The organism is Saccharicrinis sp. GN24d3, from assembly GCF_052400645.1.
GTDB lineage: Bacteria > Bacteroidota > Bacteroidia > Bacteroidales > Marinilabiliaceae > Saccharicrinis.
This window is the reverse complement of the sequence record NZ_JBQTGI010000003.1, coordinates 41,236-63,811: the sequence shown is the minus strand read 5'-3', so window position 1 is coordinate 63,811 and position 22,576 is coordinate 41,236. Positions and strand designations below refer to the sequence as shown.

Genomic DNA, 22,576 nt, shown 5'->3' with positions numbered 1-22,576 from the left:
TTTAGATGGAGAAATTTCTGTAAAAAACTGATATATTGAATTAACCAGCTGCGCACATTATTCACTAATTAACAAACACTTACACACCAACAATTAAAACTCAACCGATTCTAGCTTTTTTCTTTTAACGACTTTGCAAATTGTGCCGGGGTGATACCTTTTTCGTTTTTAAATGCACGGTAAAAAGTAGATTTTGATGTAAAACCGCACTTTTCGGACAGGGCAGTTAGGGTCAATTTTTCGGCTTCGGGAGTTTGCAGCAGGCAAATAAATTCTTTTACCCGGTGTTTGTTTACGTATTCGTAAAAACGGGTTTGCAAATATTCGTTTAAAATTTGTGACAGTTCGCCCACACTTATATCCACCATTTTTGCCAATTTATCAGCGGTTAAATCGGCTTGTAAAAATGGTTTATCATCCCGCATAATTTCCGAAAGACGTTTAGCAGTTTGAGCTGATTTATCGTCGGTTAATTTCGAAAACTCGTATTTTTTTTCTTTGGGTTTTGGTTCTATTTCATGTTTGTTATTTCTAAGAGACAAGACCAAACCAAGCGTTAGAATTATTAAAAGGCCAAATATAACATACCACCGAAAGTTTGATCGAACCACAACTGGAATAAACACCGGAGCACCTAGGTTTCCTTCTTTTGAAGCCGCACGTATTTTCAGTGTATACGCTCCCGGAGTTATATCTTTTATCACCAACTCTCTATTTCGCGTAAATGTCCATTTTTTATCCTGTCCTTCCAATTTCCATGCAAAAACCTGTTTGTTGGGCGACAACAAACTGGAAGAACCAAATTCCACTTTAAGCTGATCAATTATTCTCCTTTTACGAATAGTGGCAACAATTTCAGATTCATTGTTATTTACCTCCACAAGGTCGCCATTTAATACTACCCTATTAATTAGAACATGAGGTAAAACCATGGTTTTAAACTCCTTCAACGGATTAAAATAATTTACTCCATTTACACTTCCAAAATAATAAGTATTGGTCTTTTTATCGCGGTAAATAGCGTTGCGATTGTATTTCTCGTCGATTAAACCATCTGAAAAAGTAAAGGGAATAAAGCGGCATAAGCGAATACATTCGGGATCGTATTTCATAATTCCCTTCCACGAACTCAACCAAAGCGCACCTTTTTCCCCGGGCAATATTCCCGACACATAATTATGTGTTAAACCATTTTCCTCAAAAAATCCTTGAAACTTGATTTTTTCGAGAGCATTTTGAAAAATACTGTCGTTGGCCACCTTATAGAGTCCATCCACCGAACCCAACCAAAGGTTTCCATTAGAATCCTGGTTTATTGCCTGAATTTGGTTTGTTCGAAAGGCGGGCTGATTATTTGTATCAAACTTTAAAAAAGTGCCTTTTTCTGGCTTAATCAAAAGGAGTCCTTTATTCGTTCCTCCCCAGATTCGCCCAAAACTATCAACAAAAAAACGAATAACATAGCCTATGTCTTCCGTATAAACATGAAGTACCTGAAATCCTCTTTCCGAAATCCTTTCCAATTCTACGATATCCTCTCCGATTCCCATCCAATAATTCCCGTCAGGATGTTGAACAATTGCAGTAATAAATCCATGCGGGTAGTTTTCACCTGCTTTATCAATAATATTTACTGACGACAAATCGGTATTACCTGTCAAAAAAAGTTTGTTGTCAGCGACTATCCAGATTGAATTTTTATTATCGGTATATATGTATCGAACATGTTTAATATCAACACCAGTTTTACTGTTAAAAGCGGTGAAAATATTTGTTCGTGTATTTAGCTTTGCCAAGCCATTTCGATAACTTCCAAACCACACATTTCCGAGTGTATCCCCATCAATAGGAAAAATATTATTATCGTGTAATGAATTAGGGTCTTCCGGATTGTAACGATAACTACTAAACCAAAGGTGTTGTGGATCGATTTTATTTAATCCACCATAAGTCGATAACCAAATAATACCTTCGCTGTCGGTATAAATATCGTTAATTTGATTGTTTGATAAAGAATAGGGATCGTTGGGTTGATTGTACAAATGTAGGATTTCGGAAATTTGCCCGTTTTTATTGAGCTGTAACAAATTTAAACCCACTCTTGTTCCTACCCATAACTGCCCTTGGTAATATTCAACTGTAGTTACATCGTTATTGGTGAGCTTATATTTTTCGCCCGACTCGGTAATACGTTTCAGCGCTTTGTTTTCCTTCCCCAATTCCGACTGAGGAACAATAATTAATCCGTTGCTGGTACCCACATACAAATCGCCGTTTGGCGTAAAACAAATATCGCTTACAGCAGTTTCGAAATCAAGCACGGTATCCTGGTCATCATAGATAATCAGACCATCGGAAGTCGATTTCCAAACAGACCCCGAATTATCGACAATTACGGAAGTTATTCTTGCACCCTCACTGGTTTCAACAAAAGAATTTGTAGTACAATTTATCTCGTAATTTCGTTTATTTCCACACGAAACACCCAAGGTACTATCGTTTAACAAATGTAAAAGTTGAACATTTTTTATCGTATTTGGAGCAACTTGTTTAAAGGTATTCTCTGAAGCATCGAGTTTATGTAATCCTGAACTTCCACCCACCCAAATATGGTTTGATTTATCCTGAATAACATCGTAAAACCTGTTGCCTCGAATATACCGGTTTAAGGAATCGGAATGTTCGGTATAATTCACCACATGAAAACCATCGTATTTTGCAACACCGTTTATTCCGGCTATCCACAAATAACCGGAATTGTCGCGGTATGTTTTAAATAAACGATTGCTATAAAGCCCATCCTGAGCGGTAAGTTTTTCCATCCTTATGCTTTGGCCTTGTACCAAGTCATAACATAAAACAATGGCTAAAAGAAATAATAGGCTATATACCGGTTTCATTTGTCTCAAATCAATAAGCCGTAAAAATATGTAAGATTCGATTAATCTTGTTTATAAAAGTATTTTTTTTGAAAAGGTTTTTGTGCAAAAAAAAGAAGACTCCAATCAACGGGTTTTCTTTGTAAAAACATCTACCCAACTTTGTACTGCAAACGAAACAAAATAAACTCCTTCTGGATTATGAAATTTATATTTTCTGCTCATAAAAATTATTCTGGATGAACTGTTTATAAAAAAAATAAGTCCGTTACGCTGGTGTCAATTAGTTATTGGTGCGATTGCTGCAAACAATAAAATACTTTTAACCCGGATTATGTATTGGAGGTTCGTCATGAGCATTGCAAGTACAATAAAACAAGGCATTACTGAAACGAGGCATAACTTGTCCCGATTACTTTCGGGAGCATCGTTCTGGTGAGTTGAAGTGATGCAACGAAGTGTCTTGTTTTAAAGTAATTTCAATGTGTAATAGAATTTCTAATGCATATTGCGGGTTTAACAACTTAAACCACATGACTACTTTTTTTTTACAAAACAATACACTGATCACAGATCAGCGCCAACTGGGCAACTGGGGGCACTATTTCAGGTCGCCGATTGCAAATCGGCGCCAGCGAGTGGAATATCGCGGCGAGCTTTTGCATCAACTACATACTTTTTTGTGGTAAAAAAGCTGGTATGCCTCTCACGGTGATAAGATGGGGCATATTTTAATCCTTTCGCGCGCACTGCTTTACCAAGGTCGCCTACCAAGTCGCGTTTAGGTCCCATATCGACCACATTCCACGGCGTAAGGTCCGAGTCCCAGTTGCCCACCCATCGTGGTGTTCTGGGGTAAGCACCACATACTTTGCTCCAACATTTGCAAACAGTTCCGCCCATTCATTGGGATTCCAGTTTTCAGCCTTAAACTCAGGGATGATATCTTTTTAACCGAATTCCAGAGGCTTAGCACCCCAGCGTTCTTCAACATAAGGATAATAATACTCCGGATCCTCATACATCATTTTGGGAACATGTTCGGCATATCCCCTGCCTCCCTTTCCATGCCCGATTACACTATAGGATCCCCAATGGATAAAAATACCGATTTTTCCATCGTCGAACCAATCAGGAACAGGCATCTTTTGCAAAGATGCCCAGCTTCCATCATAGGGTTTAATATCATTACTTTTTTCCTGCTTATGGTTATTACATGCAACAAGTGCCAATACAACCAGAACCAGGAAAGGTAGATTTTTAATTATTTTTATGCCTTTATCATTTATTTTCATTTATCAAATGGAACTCCCGAATAGCTTTAATCATACGCTGTTAATTAAAGAAATCCTGATCGTAATAAGCACTTTAATAAACCAGCCTGTAACTTTACGGGTGACATAGCCTCTTTGACCAGGGCTTTGGCCTATACATAGCAAGTTTATATTTCTCCGTCTAATAATTCCACCCCACACCTTCGTTCCAAAACCTTTAGTATCGGGCAATTTATTATTTTCGAAACAAAGAATCCCGTCTTTCCAGGATTTGTAGTACGCCACATTGATTTTGTTTTTTCTTAATTTATCAGATATGATATCATAGATATCCTTGATATCAGAAATAGTTCTAACTTATTGTTTAATTACCTTGTGATTTGAAACCTCTCCTCTGTTATTTATTTTTACTAAATATATTCCTGAAGTTAAATCCTGGATATCAACCCTATATTGATTGCTTTCAACAGCATTACCAAGCACTAATCTGCCCAGGCTATTGTATACTTCAAATGTGGCACCAATATTATCTTTGATAGTGAAAAAACTAGATGCTGGATTTGGATAAATCATTATTTCCGGTACTGACTTAAGAGGTGAAGATATATTGTTGCTTACGTCTCCTTGATAAACTTCAACTTCTGCCAATGTCAGCGCATTGGTAACGTTAAGTTTAACTTTTATAATCTGTCCTTGTACATTACCAGCATTGGTTGTAACCGCAAAATCAGGGTAATCAGTAAATGTTTCAGTATGGGTGGTTGTGCCGCTACTATTGATAACAGATACCGTAAAATTGGACATTCTGTCTTTGCAGCAAGCATCGGTTCTATTATATATCCTAATATCACCAATTGTTTTGTCTGCCCCAAGATCAACCTGCCACCAAGCATTAGCCTCACTGTTTGTAACGGTTACCGAACCACTTCCCCAATTCCCATTGGTATTCCCGTCAATGGCCCGAGAAGCAGGAGAACTGTAGTTTGTGGATGACTGTGTGGCGGTGCCGTTAAGCGCAAGATTAACACCCTTAGTGTAATTCTTTAAACATAAAGTCATAATTTCATCACCTGCCCTATTAATGGACCCATCCGTTAAACTGACTGTATTCCATATATTGTATAAAACCAAACCATCCACCTCATATTGTAAAGCTTTTTCTAAACGCGTACCATTACCTTTAGCATCATTGTGGTTCACTTCGGAATCCCAGACTGGTAAATTCTTAGCATCAGCTGCAGAAATAAAGGAAGGCCAGGATGAGTGATTGAAACCCAAATTATGAGTAGCAGCAACAGTAATATAATTGCTTATAGTCGTATTATTAAAAACATCAATACTGGCCGGTATACCCCATACACAAGGACCTATTAATTCCGCTCCGTTCACATTATTATAAAGAGAGGCGTAGATGGTATTCATTTGACTCGTACTCCAGGCAGCATCAGGCCTTCCATCTTCATTAAATGGATTGATCCATTTGCAAGGGTATTCAGCGGCAAAATCCTTAATTCTATTGATCAGGGTGTTGGTAGCAGTTGCATCGTTAAGAACAGAGGTCAAATCGCCGTTAAGAATTCCATTGGCTATTCGGTGGCCGCCACTTGATTGCGCCGGGTTAGCAAAAATTGGAAAGCCTTCGGCTACTGCTTTGTTATAAAAATAGTCGAACATGGTTTTGTTGGGATTAAGTCCTGCTGCATAAATAGGAATACGTATCCCATTTACGCCCAGGTTTTTCATCCCCTTAATTAGATTATCAGCCTGCGCCTCTGTTGTAATACTATTTGTGATAAAAGCTTGCTTTACATCCCCCAATACATAATCCATATCGTTGGTATAAACGGTACTTTGTGCATATATGCTAGTAAATGATACTAACACAAAAATCATTGAGATCAACTGCTTCATTTTAAATTCTTTAAAGTTTTACCAGAATGGGAATTATTGTTTGTCATTTAGAATTATTTCAATCACGGGAATCTCCACATTCGGTTTATTAACCGGCAACAACAGATTAATGTCGTTTTTATTTGCTTCCTCGTTGCCCCATGCTCCTGATTTTTTACCAATCTTAATTTCGGAAGCATCGTGCAAGAACTGGGCATACTTTACTTTGTCGCCAAATCCTTTCATTAAAAAGTTTCGCATTGGGTAATCCAGTAAATGTACATACAGTCGGTTTGTTTTAGGATTGTAGGTTAACAGTGTATTATCCGGTGCAACAAAATCATCAGGTGCCTGCGTACAACCATAAATTGAACGACTATTGTATTTCATCCATTTCCCCATTCCAGCCAGGGCTTCATCTGCTCTGTAATCAAATGTACCACGCGCAGTTGGACCTACGTTTAACAATACGTTCCCTCCTTTACTTACTGACTCTATCAACAACACCAAAAGTTGTTTATTGTCTTTCCAGGTATGTTCATCGCGATAATACCCCCACGATCCGGAAAAGGTCTGACAAGTTTCCCAAGGGATACGGATACCATTTTCTTCGGGCCACTTCTCTACTTTAAATTGCTCAGGGGTTGTAAAATCCCAACCTCCCTGATACTCTTTCAGGTCTAACCGGTCGTTAACCATAATCTCTGGTTGAAGTTTACGTACCATTTTTATTAACTCCACCGATCCCCAATCTTCTTTACCTTTTCCATACTCTCCCGGGTATGAAAAATCCAACCAAAGCATATCTACCTTGCCATAATTCGTCAGCAATTCCTGAACCTGGTTCTTCAGGTACTCTCTATAAATGGCCATGTCACGACCTTTATTCAGCTTTTGATACTCTTTGTTATTTTGAGGCTTTTGCGGATGTCTGCTATCTATAGTAAAATCAGGGTGATGCCAGTCGATCAATGAATAGTAAAAACCAATTCCCAGCCCTTCAGCACGGAAAGCTTCAACCCATTCCTTTAAAATATCCTTACCATAAGGCGTGTTCATGATATTATAATCGGTATATTCCGAAGCAAACATGTTAAACCCTTCATGGTGCTTTGTGGTAATCACTGCATACTTCATCCCCGCCGCTTTTGCTTTTTTAGCCCACTCTGTTGGGTCAAAAAGATCAGGGTTAAACATCTCGAAATATTTTTGATAATCTTCATCAGAAATACGCTCGCGTTTTTTTACCCACTCGTGACGTGCTGCCTGGGCATACAAGCCCCAGTGTATAAACATGCCAAACCGGGCTTCTGTCCACCAGGCCATACGTTCTGTTTTTTCCTGTTCTGTTTCGTCCCATATCTTTTTTTCCTGCCCGTTCATATTCATTAAAACAAGGCAAGCTAATACTAGAAATGTTAGATTTTTCATCGTTATATATTTTACTAATTAAAAAATTTTGCTTTTTAACCCAGACAGGCGTATAACCCATTTGGTTTTAGTTTGTCCCAATAAGGGTGTTAATCTTTAGTAACCATACTGCCCCACCAGTTATTGCCAGGATCAAAATCTTTGGATAATAATTTCAGGCGTTGTTTTTCAAGCTTAGGCATTTGTTTGTTGATGACATTATTCAGGTGTTTCTTTTCACGTTCTGCGGTCCATGTTGGATCTTTGGCTGGAAAACGTGCCCCCATTTCGTTGAGCATTTCAAACAGTTTCGTACTCATCTGTTTAACGCGTTCACTATTTTCCGAAGCAAGGTCGTTTGTCTCTCCCAAATCATCTTTAAGATGATACAATTCTTCATGACCATCTTCGTAATAATGGATGAGTTTCCAATCGCCCTCACGAATGACTGATGAAGGCTCTCCACCCTGGTTTCCGTAATGAGGATAATGCCAGATTAACGGACGTTCTTCTATACTTTCACCTTTTAAAAGGGGTACTAAACTAACTCCATCCGTATGCTCTTCCGGTTTTAGCTGTGCTCCTACCAATTCAAGCAAAGTTGGGTAAAAGTCAGTTCCGCTAACGGGCGTATTACACCTTTGCCCATTTCCCAATCCGGGTACATTAATAAAAAATGGCTCACGAATACCACCTTCAAACTGGTAACCTTTACCTCCTCGCAATGGAAAGTTTGACGTAGCATACGCATCTCCGGCCACCACCCCTCCATTATCACCTGTAAAACAGATAATGGTATTTTCATCCAAATTCATTTCTTTTAATGCATCAAGCACTACTCCTACTGCATCATCCATCGCTTCCACTAAACCAGCATATACCGGATTATCCTGCGATTGACGTATAGGCAGAAAGTGTCCCATTTTAAAACCCGTCTCCGCAATTCCCATGGCTTCGGCTTTGTCTCGATATTTTGCCCATTTCTCCTGAACCGTTTGTATTGGGCCGTGAACGGCGTAAAAGGATAAATAAGCAAAAAATGCGGTGTCCTGATTGTTTTTTATGAAGTCGACTGTTTCATTTGCCAGACGCATAGAGAGGTTCTCTCCGTCAGGACCATTTTCCAAATTCGGATTTTTATATGGAGAAAAGTATCCGCCATGTGGACTACCGGCGTCCCAACCACCTTTGTTTATATCAAAACCATGATCTTCAGGCCACGAACCTTTACCGCCGATGTGCCATTTGCCAGCAAAAAAAGTTTTATAACCGGCCTCTTTCATGGCTTCTGGCAAAGTAGTGTATTCGAGTGCTAAAGTATGTTTATACTCAGGAGGGAGCAATTGTGTTGCCCGTCCTTTTTTACTCCAGGCTTCACCTGTTTTGGCACCTATCCAATCGGTAATACCATGTCGTGCCGGAAACTTACCCGAAATAATACTTGCCCGTGAAGGACTACAAACCCGACAAGCGGCATATCCATCGGTAAAAATCATCCCCTCATTGGCAATACGATCAACATTGGGTGTTTCGTAATATTTGCTACCCATTAAGCTGCAGTCTGTATAGCCATAATCATCTACAAGAATAAAAAGTACATTCGGCTTTTTTAGCGCTTTCTTTGGTGGTTGATTTTGGCATGAAAACAAAAGGAACATTACAACCGGAAAAAGAATAATTCTTTTTTTCATTTTTTTTTAGCGTTTTATATAAAATTTTACTTATTCGTTCACCACATTAGGTGTTTTGGCCTTGTATTTATTTGTGCTTCTCCTGACTAAAAAGCCATTCAATCAATTCGGATTCTTTCCAAGCCCGTGCGTACGAGTTATGACCAACACCCTCATAAATAGTTACGCGGGCTTTGTTTTTCTTGAGGCTTTTCAATGAATTGATCATATCTGTTGAACCCGTTAGTGGCACTACCTTATCTTTATCGCCATGAAAAGCCCATATTGGAATTTTCCGGATCTTTTTTACCATCAACGGATCTCCTGCGCCGCATATTGGAACAGCCGCCGCTACAAGTTTGGGATAATGCATAACAAAATTCCAGGTACCATAACCACCCATTGAAGCACCCATCACATAAATACGTTTCTTATCCACAGACTCTTCTTTTACTATTTTGTCAAAGATTTCCTTTGCCAGTTTCATGGGTTGACTAATAGGAATATCTTTCAACATATATGAACCTTCTTTCCAGGGAACGTTCACCCATTGCTTTTTGATAGGGCATTGGGGCATAAGAATGATACACGGGTATTCATTCTGTACCTTTTCATCCATCCACCCTGCTATCCACGGGCGCAATTGTTTTAAGTTATCATCTCCCCTAGAGCCTGCACCATGCAATGAAAGTAACAAGGGATATTCCTTATTTGGATTATAGCCAGGAGGTAAAAACAACCTGTATGGCATTTTCATCCCGTTTTCATCTGTATATATGCAAGCTATCGTATTCTTTTCATAAAAAGCCCTATCATGTTCTGAAATACCATTATTAAGATGAGAATCAACTTTATCTAACGGTAATGTTTGCGCAAATGCTAGCTGCGCAAATAAACAAACAAAGAATACTATGAAGTTTCTGTTTTTCACAAATAAAAGTATATATAGGTACATCATCGAGTCTGTATTTTTTGAATAAAGGTTTGCGTATTTCAAGGCACTCCACTTTTAACCCGGATTATGTATTGGGGCATTGCAAGTACAATAAAACAAGGCATTACTGAAACGAGGCATCACTTGTCCCGATTACTTTCGGGAGCATCTCTCTGGTGAGTTGAAGTGATGCAACCAAGTGTCTTGTTTTAAAGTAATTTCAATGGGTAATAGAATTTCTAATGCATATGGCGGGTTTAAACTTTATTTACATGTATCACCAGCCGTTTACAATATGCATAGGTGGTAATTACTTGCCCAATTCATAACTTACAGGAATAGCAATATTACCACTTACATCTTTATCAGCAACGGCAACATAAAGCATGATGGGCTGGCCTTTTTCGTTGGTCAAAACAAAGGGACGCTCAACCCGTTTCGGTTTCCAGATAGTTGCATCTGAAAGGGTAAATTCCTTTTTCATAAATATTTTTCGTTCATCAGGCTGCCAGTCAACTCCATTTTCTGAATTAAAGAGTGCCAATTCACTTTTTCCTATCACATGACAAACCATATAATATTTATTCAATATTTCATCATACCATATACAGGCATCTTCGGTTTGGGCTTCGTCATATACTGGTTTTTGTTTAAAATCGAATGGGCCTTCAGGGTTATCTGCATTGCCAACTAACTGAATCCTGAACCACTTGTCGTACTTCATATCATCACCTTTCATAATCATTGTAAATTGATTATTACGGTAGATGACCGCCGGATTAACAGCTATGTTTTTGAATTTGCTATTGTCAGGTTTTACAACTGGTTTCCTGGAACGAACAAACGGTCCTGAAGGATTTTCGGCCATGGCTACGCCAATACATTGGCTATTCCTAATTTGTGTTCTGTTTTCTTTAAACCAAATACTGTCAGGATAGCTGGCTTTGTTATTTCCTTCCTTAAAGAGTTCCCTAATATTGTTAGAAATATAGTATAAGCATATTTTCCCATCGGCTACAATAGCATATGGATTATGCGCGTTGTTGATATCCCATCCCGTAGTTTTTTTGTTATGTAACACTACATTCACAAACTCGAATGGCCCTTCAGGTTTGGATGAAACGGCATGCGCAATCTCACTATACGTCATCCATCCATTAAACGTATACTTTTTGTTCCATCGGGAATAGTATGCATGATATGCTCCATTCCATTTAACCACAGATAATCCCCAAACATAATAATCCGGTTCTACCAGAATTAGTTCCGTTTTGGAATGATTAGAAAAACTATCGACAGCACAAGTTGGTAAAGTTGCAAACTTCAACTTTTTGTAATCACTTATTTCTTCATTATTGCGCTGGCTCGATGATGAAGCACGACCACAAGAAAACAAGATGGTGATGCTAGAAAAGAGTATAAATATTGTTGTTAGTTTCATATAATATTAGTTTAATTATTTGTCGAATGTGTCCAATGTCTAGTTAGTTTTTCCTCGTCTATTGCTGAACCACAATTTTTTGCGTCGCTGAAAAGGAGTCTCCTAATACTTTTAAGATATAAGTGCCTGCAGCCGATTTACTATTTTCCAAACAAAGTTTACCCGATCCTTGATCAAGTAAAACGTTCTCGTTCATTATCCTTTGCCCTGTAATATTTACGATTTCAACATTTACATTATTGGCATTCAAATATAAGCCTAATTGGAAATCAAGACAGCCTCCTTCTTTAACCGGGTTGGGATAAACCATAATGTCTGTATTCTTATTATAGTTTGTGTGTCCTATGCCCGAATTTACGTCTTCGTTTTCAAGTACTTCCAACATAAAGTTGACCATCTCGAATAATACATCTTCGTACTCTTCTTTACCTAAATTAAAAAAAGCATGCACTTCGCCGGGATAAATAACCGTTCTTGCTTCTCCACCTTCCGCATTGATTTTATCCGCAAACAATGTACTTTGAGTATAAGGTATAGTTGTATCTTCATCGCCATGCATTAAAATAGTTGCCGGGGGATGGTCTCTTAATTGAAATATGGGAGAATTAGCTTCGGCACTGGGATCTTCCTGGCCATAGCCATTCCATTGGCCAAAACTACCTTGGTCATTCACAAAGTCATAAACGCCATTAAAGCCAATAAATCCAATTACCGAAGGATATCGCTGAGCGGCTAATGCTGCCAAGGGCGATCCTGCAGATCCACCACTAATAAACACCTTGCTTAGGTCGAAATTATAGGTTTCAGCATTGGCAATAGCCCATTGGTATGCCGCATCTATATCTTCCATGGCTAAAGTAAAATTCCCGCTGGAACCTTTGCAGCGGTATGATATCCCTAAAGTTGCCATGCCCAGGTTTTTTGCCAGGTAGGTGCCATGCGGCGAATAGCTTGCAGCTGATGCCGATGATGTACCTCCGGACCAGCCTCCTCCATGAACCCAAATATGAATAGGTATTTTATCATCTCTTTGTTCTGGCAACACCAGGTATAAAGGCAGTTTATGTCCTTCTTGTGGAAAATCAACAGTGGCCATGGGATCGATTACTACAGTTTCTACACCATAGTTGTATTCGGTTTCTACCATAAAATTGTATTCTGACCTTGAAGCAATATCAAGTGGTACCCCATCCGTTGATATCAGACCTTCATCGATTTTTACTGTTACTAAAGCACCCTTGGGCCAGTCTTCATTACGCGAATAAGTCATTTTATTGTCAACTATCGTCCAACTGCCATTAGCTACGGTTTCACTTTTGTTGATAAAAACTTTGGGGTAAGAAGATGTAGCGTCGATATTTTGACTCATAGATAAGATAATGTCGGCAGATGCAACTAAGTTTGTTCTTTCTGCAGGAAGCACTTCATCCATGGTGAATTCTGACTTTACCAATTCAGGATAATCACTCATTAATCTATTTTGCACCGCCTGAAAATCAGCTGTACTGAGGGCGTCATCCATAATCTTTAATTCAGCTACCTCAGTATGATCATAGGTATATGAACCACCTAACTGATGCACCAGGTTTATTACATGATTATCCATATTATGCAGTATCTGCCCATCTATTTTTCCGGTTTTTAATAGGCTGGAACTATTGTCAAAATAACTATAGTTCCCGTTCTCATCCAAGCTAAAACCAAAATAGAAAAATTCATTTTCGGGCAGGTTGTTTAAAACCATATGTTTATATGCTGGTCTTCCGTATTGAAAGGCTATATCCCCATTCGCTTTTCGCACAAAGCGCAGACCCGAACAGTTATCCCAACTGTCATTCACTTTAAAGTTGCCCAAAAGTCCGGCTACCGTTCCCACATCACCAACTTTCCCTACATAAAAAACGGTAAACGAATGATCTGAGAAATAAGTACTCGATTCTTCAAGTTGGAGAAATGCCCCATCCTTGCTAAATCCAACATTTACTTTCCCGGGATAGGTTTCCTGCAATTGCTCACCCCCTAATTCCGGGTTGCTTTGTATGGCATCTCCAAACGCCTCTATTTGGTTTTCCCAACGGATTACCGCCCCAAGGTCATCCTCTATTATTCCCTGGTTATTTTTAAGCCATAGCAGGGTATTCTGACTCAGAATATTTGATATTGAAAATATAAGTACTAAAGTAAACGTGATCGAATGTTTCATTACGTATTTTTTATTTGGCAACCTCATATCGCAAAAACTTAAAACTGGCTGGTTGCTCCAGCTCAAATTTCAATTCACCTTTTTCATTAATTGTATCTGACCTTATTTCACCGGTTTCGATATTTGTTAGCTCTATCGTTTTATTTTTGAAAAACCTGATTGCGATTTCCTTTTTTGATTCGCTATTGTTTAGTTCTCTAAAAATCATCACATAACCGGTATTACCGCTAGGATTTACCCATTGAAACCCGGTCCAGTTCCCATTGTTTGGTTCATCCCCCAGCGGAAAAACATAACTATCGTACATCTCTTCGCGATAGTTTTTATAGGTCGCCAGCAAAGGTCTTATTTGATTTCTTGCCTCATCAGAATAATACTGTGTTTCCTGAAAGAATAAGGGGGTACCAACTAATCCAATGGCTACAGCATAAGGATGGTTGTGCAAATATGCATCACTCACCCTTCTATTGGTCTTTTCTATATTTTGAATAGAAGTTTGAAATTTATTGATGTTCGTGTATTTAGATACATGCCAGATATCCCTCAAAACCAAATGCGGTATATAAACTACATTTTCCGGCTTATCGGGTTTGCGGTTTTCGAGATAGATACACCCATATTCACGGGCCCAGAAATAACCAAAACGGGGTGCATTTTCTGTTAAATCCCAATTTACTCGCACTTTATGGTCAGTATAGGCCACAAACTTTCTGATTTTACCGATAAGTTTCTCCATGTTGCTATGATTTCCCAAACTGGCAAAATCCAGTTTATAGGTTAAAAATCCAGCGTTATCATAATTCCATTTCAGGGATTCGTAGGTTACTGGCATCGCCGCTGCCCATAGTCCAATTTTCACCCCTGTTTCATTGGATTTAGCGACTACATTGGCCCATCCATCAGGATACCAGTCTTTGCGCAATGTCCATTGCTTGTTTTGCCAGCCATCGTCAATCTGCTGGATATCAATTCCCAGGTCAGCCTGACTTTCCAACTCACGTAACACATTAAGTTCTTTTGAAGCTTCCCGGCCATGGCCCGACCCCCATGTATTAGCCTGCACATATATATCCCGGTTCGGATCAACAGGATAACGCAAGCGATCGAATTGCTTCAATGCCAATTCACATTCATCCTGACCTCCTGCATATAGTATGCTCCATGATGCCCAGCACCATTTGTATTCATCTGCTGAAATTTCATAAGGAAACAAAGAGGTTCCTGTATTTCTCAGACCGCTATGGTCAATCAGGAACTCTCCGGTTTCCACTCCATACTGGTTTACGCATTTATGCGATTCTTTCACCATCATCACTCCTTTGCCATCTTTGTCGATGCGAACCATGTTAGTCCAGTTTACCTTTTCTACCTTATCAACATCCTCTACAGTAACTTTTTCTTTTAATATGGGTGTATCCGGCTTATTTCTGTGCTGCGTATCGTTATAATACCCCATGTAGGTGCGTTGGGTACCCGCAGTATTGACAGGTAGATAATCAACCCGTCCGGTTGCCATCCTTTTTTCGCCTTGAATAGGTTCTCCACAATCCAGGTATCCTACTAACGAATATCCCAATGGTTTATCAGCCCTTATTTCATCTAAACGTTCCAACGTGCCATTGGTCACTTCTATTTCGCGATCACCCTTTTCATAAATGAATATTTCTGAAACCTGTGCTTTATCCCCTTTTAACCTATCAAAAAAGATACGACAGGTTCCATCCATTAACGCTTCCGAGGGAAGATCGACGATGATTGTTTCATATTTTTTACGGCTATTTTTAAAATCAGGAAGCTTTGCGGATGAAACAACCTTCATATTGGTTTCTCCATCCACACTGGTAATGCGAACATCCTGAACGATTCCTTTACCTGAAAAATCCCACCAGGTAAAACCTAACTTATATTGTTTTTTCATTTCCAAACCTTTCGCATGAAACTGAACTGATGTTTCGCTCTGAAGGGTTGTTGTTATGCACCTCTCAGCAAAAGCACCGGCAGCATAATCGTTTTTTTTCAAGCCGCTAACAAGATCAAATTGAACATCTTCCCTCTTTTTCAAACCAGGTTTGCTGAGGTATTTATCAGCTTTACCTTTAATATAAAGTTGCGTCCTGATACCGGGAGCATCAGGATAAGCCCATATTACATATTTGACTGCACTTTCTACTTGGGGGTAATTAAATTCTGCTACAATCTCAATATGGTCAGATGTAAAATTCTCATCGTTAGATTTTTTAGCCGTCAGGCTTATCAATTTCCCTTTTGTGTTTCCATCGATTAAACCAAAGTAAGCCCAGTCTGCCTCAATTCCTTCTGGTTGGACCGTTGGTATTTCTCCATTTTTATAATCCCGAAAACTGACTGTTCGTAATCCAGCATCCGTCATTTTCCAAACTCGCTCAACCTTCCCGGTTGAGACAATAAGTTTATCTCCGCCGGTTTTCACTACCGCATTTTCAAACTTATAATCAATTACAGGTAACCGCTCCGTTTTAGAGCAAAATGTAAAAAGCAACAAAACGGAGATCGACAATAAGTTATTCCTGGTCTGCATCATCATAAATTGTGGATTACTCAAATTCTAATATTAGCTCTATGCCAGGTTCTACGTCATTTAGCATTCTTTCTTTTCCTTAAAGCCAGCGCCCTCGTTTCTAGTGGGAATTCACTATGCTCCGTTCTCACCTGTTTTAGTATTTCAAGCATCTCCTTTAGCTTTTCTGGCTCTTGTAATGCGAGGTTATTTGATTCAGCTATATCAGAGGAGAGATTATATAGTTCAGGCTCGCCTTCCAATTTCCAAACGAGTTTCCAATCCTTTTGTCTGATGGCCTGAATAGGGCCTTGACGTTCGTTAAACTCCCAATATAGAAATTCATGTTTTTGTTGGTTTTCCTTGTTACCCATCAACTCAGGAAGCAATGAGATTCCATTGATATCTTTGTGCGTAGGTTCAACCCCTGCCAAATCGCAAGCTGTTGGCAAAAAATCCCAAAAAGCTGAGGGGTGTTCACTTACCGAACCTGCTTTAATTTTTCCCGGATAACGAGCGATGAATGGAATGCGGATTCCTCCTTCGTATAAATCACGTTTTCCACCACGCAAGTCCCCATTGCTATTGAAAAACCTATCTTTCTTTTCATATTCAGGGCCATTGTCACTGGTAAAAAACACAATAGTATTTTCATCAATCCCATACTCTTTCAGCTTATCAAACAGTACACCTAAGTCCCTGTCCATACGCGAAACCATTCCCGCAAATGAGGTATTGCCTTCCGCATCGTTTTTATAATGTCCTTTGGTATTCATTTTGCGTTTGGGCCAACCCAAATTCAAATAAGGCTCTTTTGATTCCTCGGGAACTGTGATTTCTAAATGTGGAATGGTTAATGCCAAATACAGAAAAAAAGGTTGATCCTTTTCTTTTTGGATGTAGTTTAAAGCTTCATTTACAAACACATCGTGGGTATACTTACCTAGTTTGGTTTTAAAATCATTACCTTCAAGCAGGTAAATTTCATTATTCTGATATAAGGTATCCCAATAATAATGATGCGCATGACCATGTTTTTTGTAGCCTAAAAAATAATCGAAGCCATGCTCCGAAGGCATGTTGCTTTCGGTGTTACCTTCTGACAGACCCCATTTACCAATAATTGCTGTGTTGTAACCTGCTTGTTTAAGTTCGTTGGCCACCGTCAGCTCACTTGGCTTAAGATTAACTGGTTTGCCACTCTGTGTCCAAACAGGATTTCCTCTCACCGAAGCATGTCCCTGATCGTATCCGGTTAACAAACTGGCTCGTGATGGCATACATACTGTTGAGCCTGCATAATGATCTGTAAACCTCATGCCCTCGGCTGCCATTTTATCCAGATTAGGTGTCTTAATTTTAGTTTGCCCATAACAACCTAAGTCACCATAGCCCAGGTCATCCGCCATAATGAAAATGATATTGGGTTTATTCGTTTCTTTTTTTGCCTCAACGCTTTTACAACTTACGGTAAGTAAAATGAGTAAGACCGATATTACAACGTTTAGTTTCATAAATTTTTACTTCTTAATAATCATTTCATTTTGGCATATTATCTTACCTGTATCTTCCTTTGGAACATACCCTCCTCTGTAATAAAAAGAAGAATATATATTCCGGTTGACAATTCAGAAACCTGTATCTCTTCGTGTTCTATTACCTGTCCTGTTTTCAAAACTGTACCACTAATATTGATAAGTTTATAATGAATGTTACCTGGATACTGACCTACCTCAATATGAAGCATATCGTCAGCCGGAACCGGATAAATACTAACCGGATGGTCAAAATAACTTAAATCATGAACTGAATTTTCCTCCTCCCAGGTATCCACAGTGGTAGTAATAGTATATTTGTTTGAAGAATAAAAGCTCTCATCATTGGTGTTTTCTGCCTTTACAGTATAAAACCACAATCCAGGCTTTTCTTTGGGATTAAAGGTATGTGATGTTCCTGTAACACCCTTTTTAACCAATTCATAATCGCTATAAGCCTTATCGCTTCGGTAAATATTGTATGTTGCCCCGTAAGCATAATCCAATGAGTTTTCCCATTGAATAGTTAACTCACCATTAACTGTATTTTCCGATAATCTGACCTGATGAGGAGACACGGGTCGCATTTCGGTGGTTGTAGCTTCCAGCTCATTTGATTCAGCACTTTCACCATAACCATTGTAAGCAACAATGTTAATATAATAAGTTTGGCCAACCGGTAAATTGCTCATCCTAAATCCAGAAACATTACCAGCATCAATCGTGTTGGTATAAGCGCCTGATGAAGTTCCATATTTTATTTTATATCCATGAGCATCTGGTACACTGCGCCATAATAAAGTAATGATTCCGTCTAATCGGGTATTAGTGCGTCCGTTGGCAGAAACCAGAACCGGGGCATCAGCAAATGCCATCTTTGCATCCACCACATTCGATTTCACTCCTTCCGCCACACTGTTTTTACCCGCTACTGCAAAGTAATAAGTAGCACCATCGGTTAATCCGGTAACCGTGCCCGAATTGGTTTTTCCTCCTGAGATTTCAAGTGACTGACTCAAGTTTTCCTTATCACTACCATAATAGATTATATAACTGTCGGCATTTTCCTTTGTCCACCATTTTAAACTAACCTGACCACTATTAATTTTTACATCGTATATTCTGCTGGGCGACGGCGCTATATCCCCCTGGAACCATTCGATTCTATTCACACTATAAGAACGAATAATGATATTGTCACTTTCTTGCGTCTCTGCTTTTTCATTAATGTCTGAATTCTCAGTGGTTGCTTTATCTGATGCAATATAAGTTACCTCTACTTCTGAAGGTAAGGTTATCCCTTGCACATCCAATTTATGCAGCACACCTGACTTATTGGTTATTATTATGTACCTCTTTCCATTGGTTCCTTTAAAAACGCCCGCTGATAAGGCCGGAACCTGGGTAACAGCAGTATGCTTATTGTCTGCTTCCACCATTACATCACCAGTTATGGTGGATTGATAACGATAATCACTTTTATTAATTCCGTGATTAATAATACGGTGGGCTTTCCCTTCTACGCTTAAATAGTAACCACAAACCAGCTCATCCACTCCAGTTAAAGTGGTTCCATTATTGTAAGCAGCTTCCAGTTCCGAAGAATAATAATTATATGGATTAGCTGTGGATACATTGCTGTGTTTACCTAATAATTTAGTATTCGAAAACTCAGTCATACGTAAAATATATTCAGCCATATAAATGCCGGTCATCATGATCTTACTAGATACAGTATTCCAAGTTTGATATTCAGTGATATAAACAGGAATATCGTTTCCATAATTATCCAGAATGGATTGGTATGATTCAGTTCCTCCATAGTACATCCCCCCAACCAACTCTTTTACTGCTTCATCCATTGGTGTAGATGTATTTGTATTATATGCGGCATATGAATGCTTAGAGAAAGCATTAAAAAAGCGGGGTGAATAGTCTGCTATTCCTCTTGAAAAATCATTACCCGGATCGTCCCAACTGGCATTCGGAGCCATAACAGCGTCAGGCAAATAGGCTTTTATGGAATCCGCGATAGGGTGCATTTTTCGGGCAAAATCCGTACCGTCGTTCCAGAAATACGAACCCCGGTTAGGCAAATGAAAATACGGCTCATTGACAAACTGCCACATATCCACTTCTATATGATTGTCTTTACAGAATTTTGCAAACAAAGCTGCCTCCCACGGTTCTCCGATAAAACCCGACCACGTTACCACCAAACGGGAATTAATCTCTCCCAATCCCTGGTATAAATCATAAACTGTTTGCGGACCTTTGGCCTCTACCCTCTTATGACAAGTTACGTTTCCACTTGCTGTCTCTCCATCTTCAATCAATTGATCCAGGTCTTCAACTTCATACAAACCAATATTCATATTAAAAGCATTGTTACGTGTACCGGACATATATCGCAACCATCCTCCTCCAACGTCTTGCATAGCTTGTCTCCATTCGGGGTTCTTAAAGCTCCAGCCACTATCTGCCAAACGACTGTTATATCCGCTCAGTCCCTCAACAATATCATGTCCCTTGGCGTCATCCACCGTTAATGTGGCCACCTGTTTATTGGCGTCTAACACAAACTGACCGTTTGCATCCTGGATTTCTGATGTAGTAGCATCAATAGTTGCCTGTGAAGCATCTGGATTTTTCATGATATCTGCTGCAGCAACTAATGTAGCTTGGTACGTATCAAAAACATTTTCGGCATACTCTCCTGAACCGGTTCCTACAACTGCCTGTGATAATCGTTCCTGACCTTCAACCAGCGCAATCAGAAGCGCACTTCTTCCGGCTGGAATCACATAACCATCCATCGACAAATCATCAACCGTCCAGTATTCCGACTGGGCAGGATCGCCCCAACGATTTACACTAAACGTAAAGAAATGCTGGGTATCAAAGGTAAAATCATCGCTTATTTCCGATACTTTTAAATCACCGCCATTTACATCATCTCCGAAAATTTCCCGCCCAGCATAGCTGGTAAAGTCATCCTTTTTTACTAACACACCATCCTTACTTCTGGATATATCGCGATAAATACCTACCCTGCTTACCCGAGACTCACCCGCAACACCACTTCCTGCATGTGTGTATCGATATTGTTTAAGTACTATTTCATAACCAGAGTTGGGAGTGATATCGCAATATAATCCCATTGCTTTGTATCCAATAGAATTGGTATTAGAATTGGTTTTTAACCATATCCTGCCTCCACTGGTTACTCCGCTGGAATTAGCATTGACACTTATGTCGGAGGCTGACAATTGTGTTTCTCCGGAAATAACTGAACCCAAACTTGAATTCTCAAAATCGTAGCTAACCTTGAACTCAGGCAACTGCAAAATAGCCACATAGTTTCCTTCAATCTCTACCTTATCAATATACCAGTCAAATTCATCATTGGAATTAGATTTCCCTCTGGCAGCAATCCAAGCAGAAACATAGTTGTCGCCACCGGCTGAGTTTACACTCCCCCCGGGCAAAAAAGTATCAGAATGATAGGTATCATAAAAAACAATGTTCCCTGTGGATTGATCGGAATTGGAGGTCACCGGCGTTGACCCATTTAGCGTACAACCAATTCTAAACAAATAAGTTTGAGATAATCCTGTAACACCGGCAATGCTGCTTCTTTGGGTAACCGTTATTTTGCTAACTTTAATGGTATATCCTGACTTTGGTTTGATATCGAACCGAGCAAAAGTATTCGTATAGTTGGTTGCATTGTTGTTAACAATATGACTTTGATAAGCAGATGTCCCTCCATCATTTACTGTGCCTATTGAGGTTAGTTTATTACCTCCCATAACTGACAATTCGGGTGTAACCACATCAGCACCCGTTACCGATGCGCCCATATTCGATGAAAAATCGTATGTTACTTTAAACGTACTCTGTGCAAATGCCATTATTGGCATAATCGCTAAAAAAATATGTAGAAATCTTTTCATAAAAATTAAAACCCTTTATCAACTTACTAAACAAAATTAACGAATATTAACAGGGATACTTCACACACAAACGCCATTTCTCTTTATCTATGATTCATTTCTAATTTCTTTAAAAATTATAATTCATTTACTGTTGTTCATCAATCACATAACTAGCTAAAGCATTTATTACCTGCCTCATGATGTTGGTCGGAAAAAGTCTGGCTTAATAGATAAAGCATATGCCGATGAAAGAAATGCCACACACTGTTAACCCTTTAACACGGATTATGGACTCGAACTTCGTCATGAACATGGATAGGGTAATTATTGCTATGAATGAAAGCAGTACCAAAGTTTACTTTGAAAATGGTGAGTAAAGCAATGATGTAATAAATAAAACAAAGCTTTACCTGACCGAGGCATACCCTCGAAATCCTCCGTGAGGTAGTCCCATCGCATTACGGGAGCATCATTCTGGAGCGTTGAATCAAGTTAATGAAACGCCTTATCTTGAAGTAGTTTTCAACAACTTCTTTAATATAATGCCCGGTTCTTTGTGTCCGGCTATAATCAAACCCTGCACAGTTGCTTTTGCCTCTTCAATTCGAATAACAATCGCCTCATCTATAATGTCCCGTCCAAGGGGAAGTGAAAAGCCCGGATGTACTGTTTTTCGATTCTGACAACAGTAAATTTCATCTTAAAGCAGGGGGTGAAAACTCCGAAATGAGCAAGAATTCATCATCTACGATGCTACCGGAAACACCCTTCAAGATGTGGCGGCTACTGTCTTTTTCTTTTTCGGTTTTTAATGAGCTCGCCCAGTTGGCAAAATTATGTTGCAACATACTAATAATTCATCTGTT

General features: G+C 39.2%; 11 protein-coding genes and 1 pseudogene. All 12 read right to left on the bottom strand.

What is annotated here, in order from left to right:
* Positions 1-110: 110 nt before the first annotated feature.
* The 12 genes and pseudogenes from ACT29I_RS04975 to ACT29I_RS04920 all read right to left on the bottom strand — a co-directional run bounded on the left by ACT29I_RS04975 (position 111) and on the right by ACT29I_RS04920 (position 21,728).
* Complete coding sequence (locus tag ACT29I_RS04975; RefSeq protein ID WP_444792817.1) at positions 111-2,822, bottom strand: two-component regulator propeller domain-containing protein; 2,712 nt, start codon at positions 2,820-2,822, stop codon at positions 111-113.
* A 663-nt stretch (positions 2,823-3,485) separates the two neighbouring features.
* Positions 3,486-3,772 (bottom strand): annotated as a pseudogene (locus tag ACT29I_RS04970) (alpha-L-fucosidase).
* A gap of 57 nt (positions 3,773-3,829) precedes the next feature.
* Positions 3,830-4,174 carry an alpha-L-fucosidase gene (locus ACT29I_RS04965; RefSeq protein WP_444792816.1) on the bottom strand — a complete coding sequence of 115 codons (345 nt, stop codon included), beginning with the start codon at positions 4,172-4,174 and terminating at the stop codon, positions 3,830-3,832.
* Between the two features lie 336 nt (positions 4,175-4,510).
* Entirely contained in the window at positions 4,511-6,064 is a 1,554-nt protein-coding gene (locus tag ACT29I_RS04960) for a galactose-binding domain-containing protein (protein ID WP_444792815.1), read from the bottom strand.
* Between the two features lie 33 nt (positions 6,065-6,097).
* Entirely contained in the window at positions 6,098-7,474 is a 1,377-nt protein-coding gene (locus tag ACT29I_RS04955; RefSeq protein ID WP_430931163.1) for an alpha-L-fucosidase, read from the bottom strand.
* A gap of 89 nt (positions 7,475-7,563) precedes the next feature.
* Complete coding sequence (locus tag ACT29I_RS04950; protein WP_444792814.1) at positions 7,564-9,144, bottom strand: sulfatase; 1,581 nt, start codon at positions 9,142-9,144, stop codon at positions 7,564-7,566.
* A 67-nt stretch (positions 9,145-9,211) separates the two neighbouring features.
* A complete protein-coding gene (locus ACT29I_RS04945) occupies positions 9,212-10,081 on the bottom strand; it encodes a prolyl oligopeptidase family serine peptidase (protein ID WP_444792813.1) in 870 nt (289 codons plus the stop codon).
* Positions 10,082-10,367: 286 nt separating this feature from the next.
* Positions 10,368-11,498: a glycoside hydrolase family protein gene (locus ACT29I_RS04940; RefSeq protein ID WP_444792812.1), complete on the bottom strand. Its 1,131-nt coding sequence runs from the start codon at positions 11,496-11,498 to the stop codon at positions 10,368-10,370.
* A gap of 58 nt (positions 11,499-11,556) precedes the next feature.
* Positions 11,557-13,701, bottom strand: a complete 2,145-nt coding sequence (locus tag ACT29I_RS04935; RefSeq protein ID WP_444792811.1) for a prolyl oligopeptidase family serine peptidase — start codon at positions 13,699-13,701, stop codon at positions 11,557-11,559.
* Between the two features lie 10 nt (positions 13,702-13,711).
* Positions 13,712-16,264, bottom strand: coding sequence for a hypothetical protein (locus tag ACT29I_RS04930; protein ID WP_444792810.1), 2,553 nt, complete (start codon positions 16,262-16,264; stop codon positions 13,712-13,714).
* A gap of 50 nt (positions 16,265-16,314) precedes the next feature.
* Positions 16,315-17,751 carry an arylsulfatase gene (locus tag ACT29I_RS04925; protein WP_444792809.1) on the bottom strand — a complete coding sequence of 479 codons (1,437 nt, stop codon included), beginning with the start codon at positions 17,749-17,751 and terminating at the stop codon, positions 16,315-16,317.
* Positions 17,752-17,789: 38 nt separating this feature from the next.
* Positions 17,790-21,728, bottom strand: a complete 3,939-nt coding sequence (locus ACT29I_RS04920) for a T9SS type A sorting domain-containing protein (RefSeq protein WP_444792808.1) — start codon at positions 21,726-21,728, stop codon at positions 17,790-17,792.
* Positions 21,729-22,576: the final 848 nt, after the last annotated feature.

Coding starts and splice junctions, on each gene's coding strand:
- ACT29I_RS04975 (WP_444792817.1), bottom strand. CDS start 2,822: ATGGAAAAACTTACCGCTCAGGATGGGCTTTATAGCAATCGTTTATTT.
- ACT29I_RS04965 (WP_444792816.1), bottom strand. CDS start 4,174: ATGAAAATAAATGATAAAGGCATAAAAATAATTAAAAATCTACCTTTC.
- ACT29I_RS04960 (WP_444792815.1), bottom strand. CDS start 6,064: ATGAAGCAGTTGATCTCAATGATTTTTGTGTTAGTATCATTTACTAGC.
- ACT29I_RS04955 (WP_430931163.1), bottom strand. CDS start 7,474: ATGAAAAATCTAACATTTCTAGTATTAGCTTGCCTTGTTTTAATGAAT.
- ACT29I_RS04950 (WP_444792814.1), bottom strand. CDS start 9,144: ATGAAAAAAAGAATTATTCTTTTTCCGGTTGTAATGTTCCTTTTGTTT.
- ACT29I_RS04945 (WP_444792813.1), bottom strand. CDS start 10,081: ATGATGTACCTATATATACTTTTATTTGTGAAAAACAGAAACTTCATA.
- ACT29I_RS04940 (WP_444792812.1), bottom strand. CDS start 11,498: ATGAAACTAACAACAATATTTATACTCTTTTCTAGCATCACCATCTTG.
- ACT29I_RS04935 (WP_444792811.1), bottom strand. CDS start 13,701: ATGAAACATTCGATCACGTTTACTTTAGTACTTATATTTTCAATATCA.
- ACT29I_RS04930 (WP_444792810.1), bottom strand. CDS start 16,264: ATGATGATGCAGACCAGGAATAACTTATTGTCGATCTCCGTTTTGTTG.
- ACT29I_RS04925 (WP_444792809.1), bottom strand. CDS start 17,751: ATGAAACTAAACGTTGTAATATCGGTCTTACTCATTTTACTTACCGTA.
- ACT29I_RS04920 (WP_444792808.1), bottom strand. CDS start 21,728: ATGAAAAGATTTCTACATATTTTTTTAGCGATTATGCCAATAATGGCA.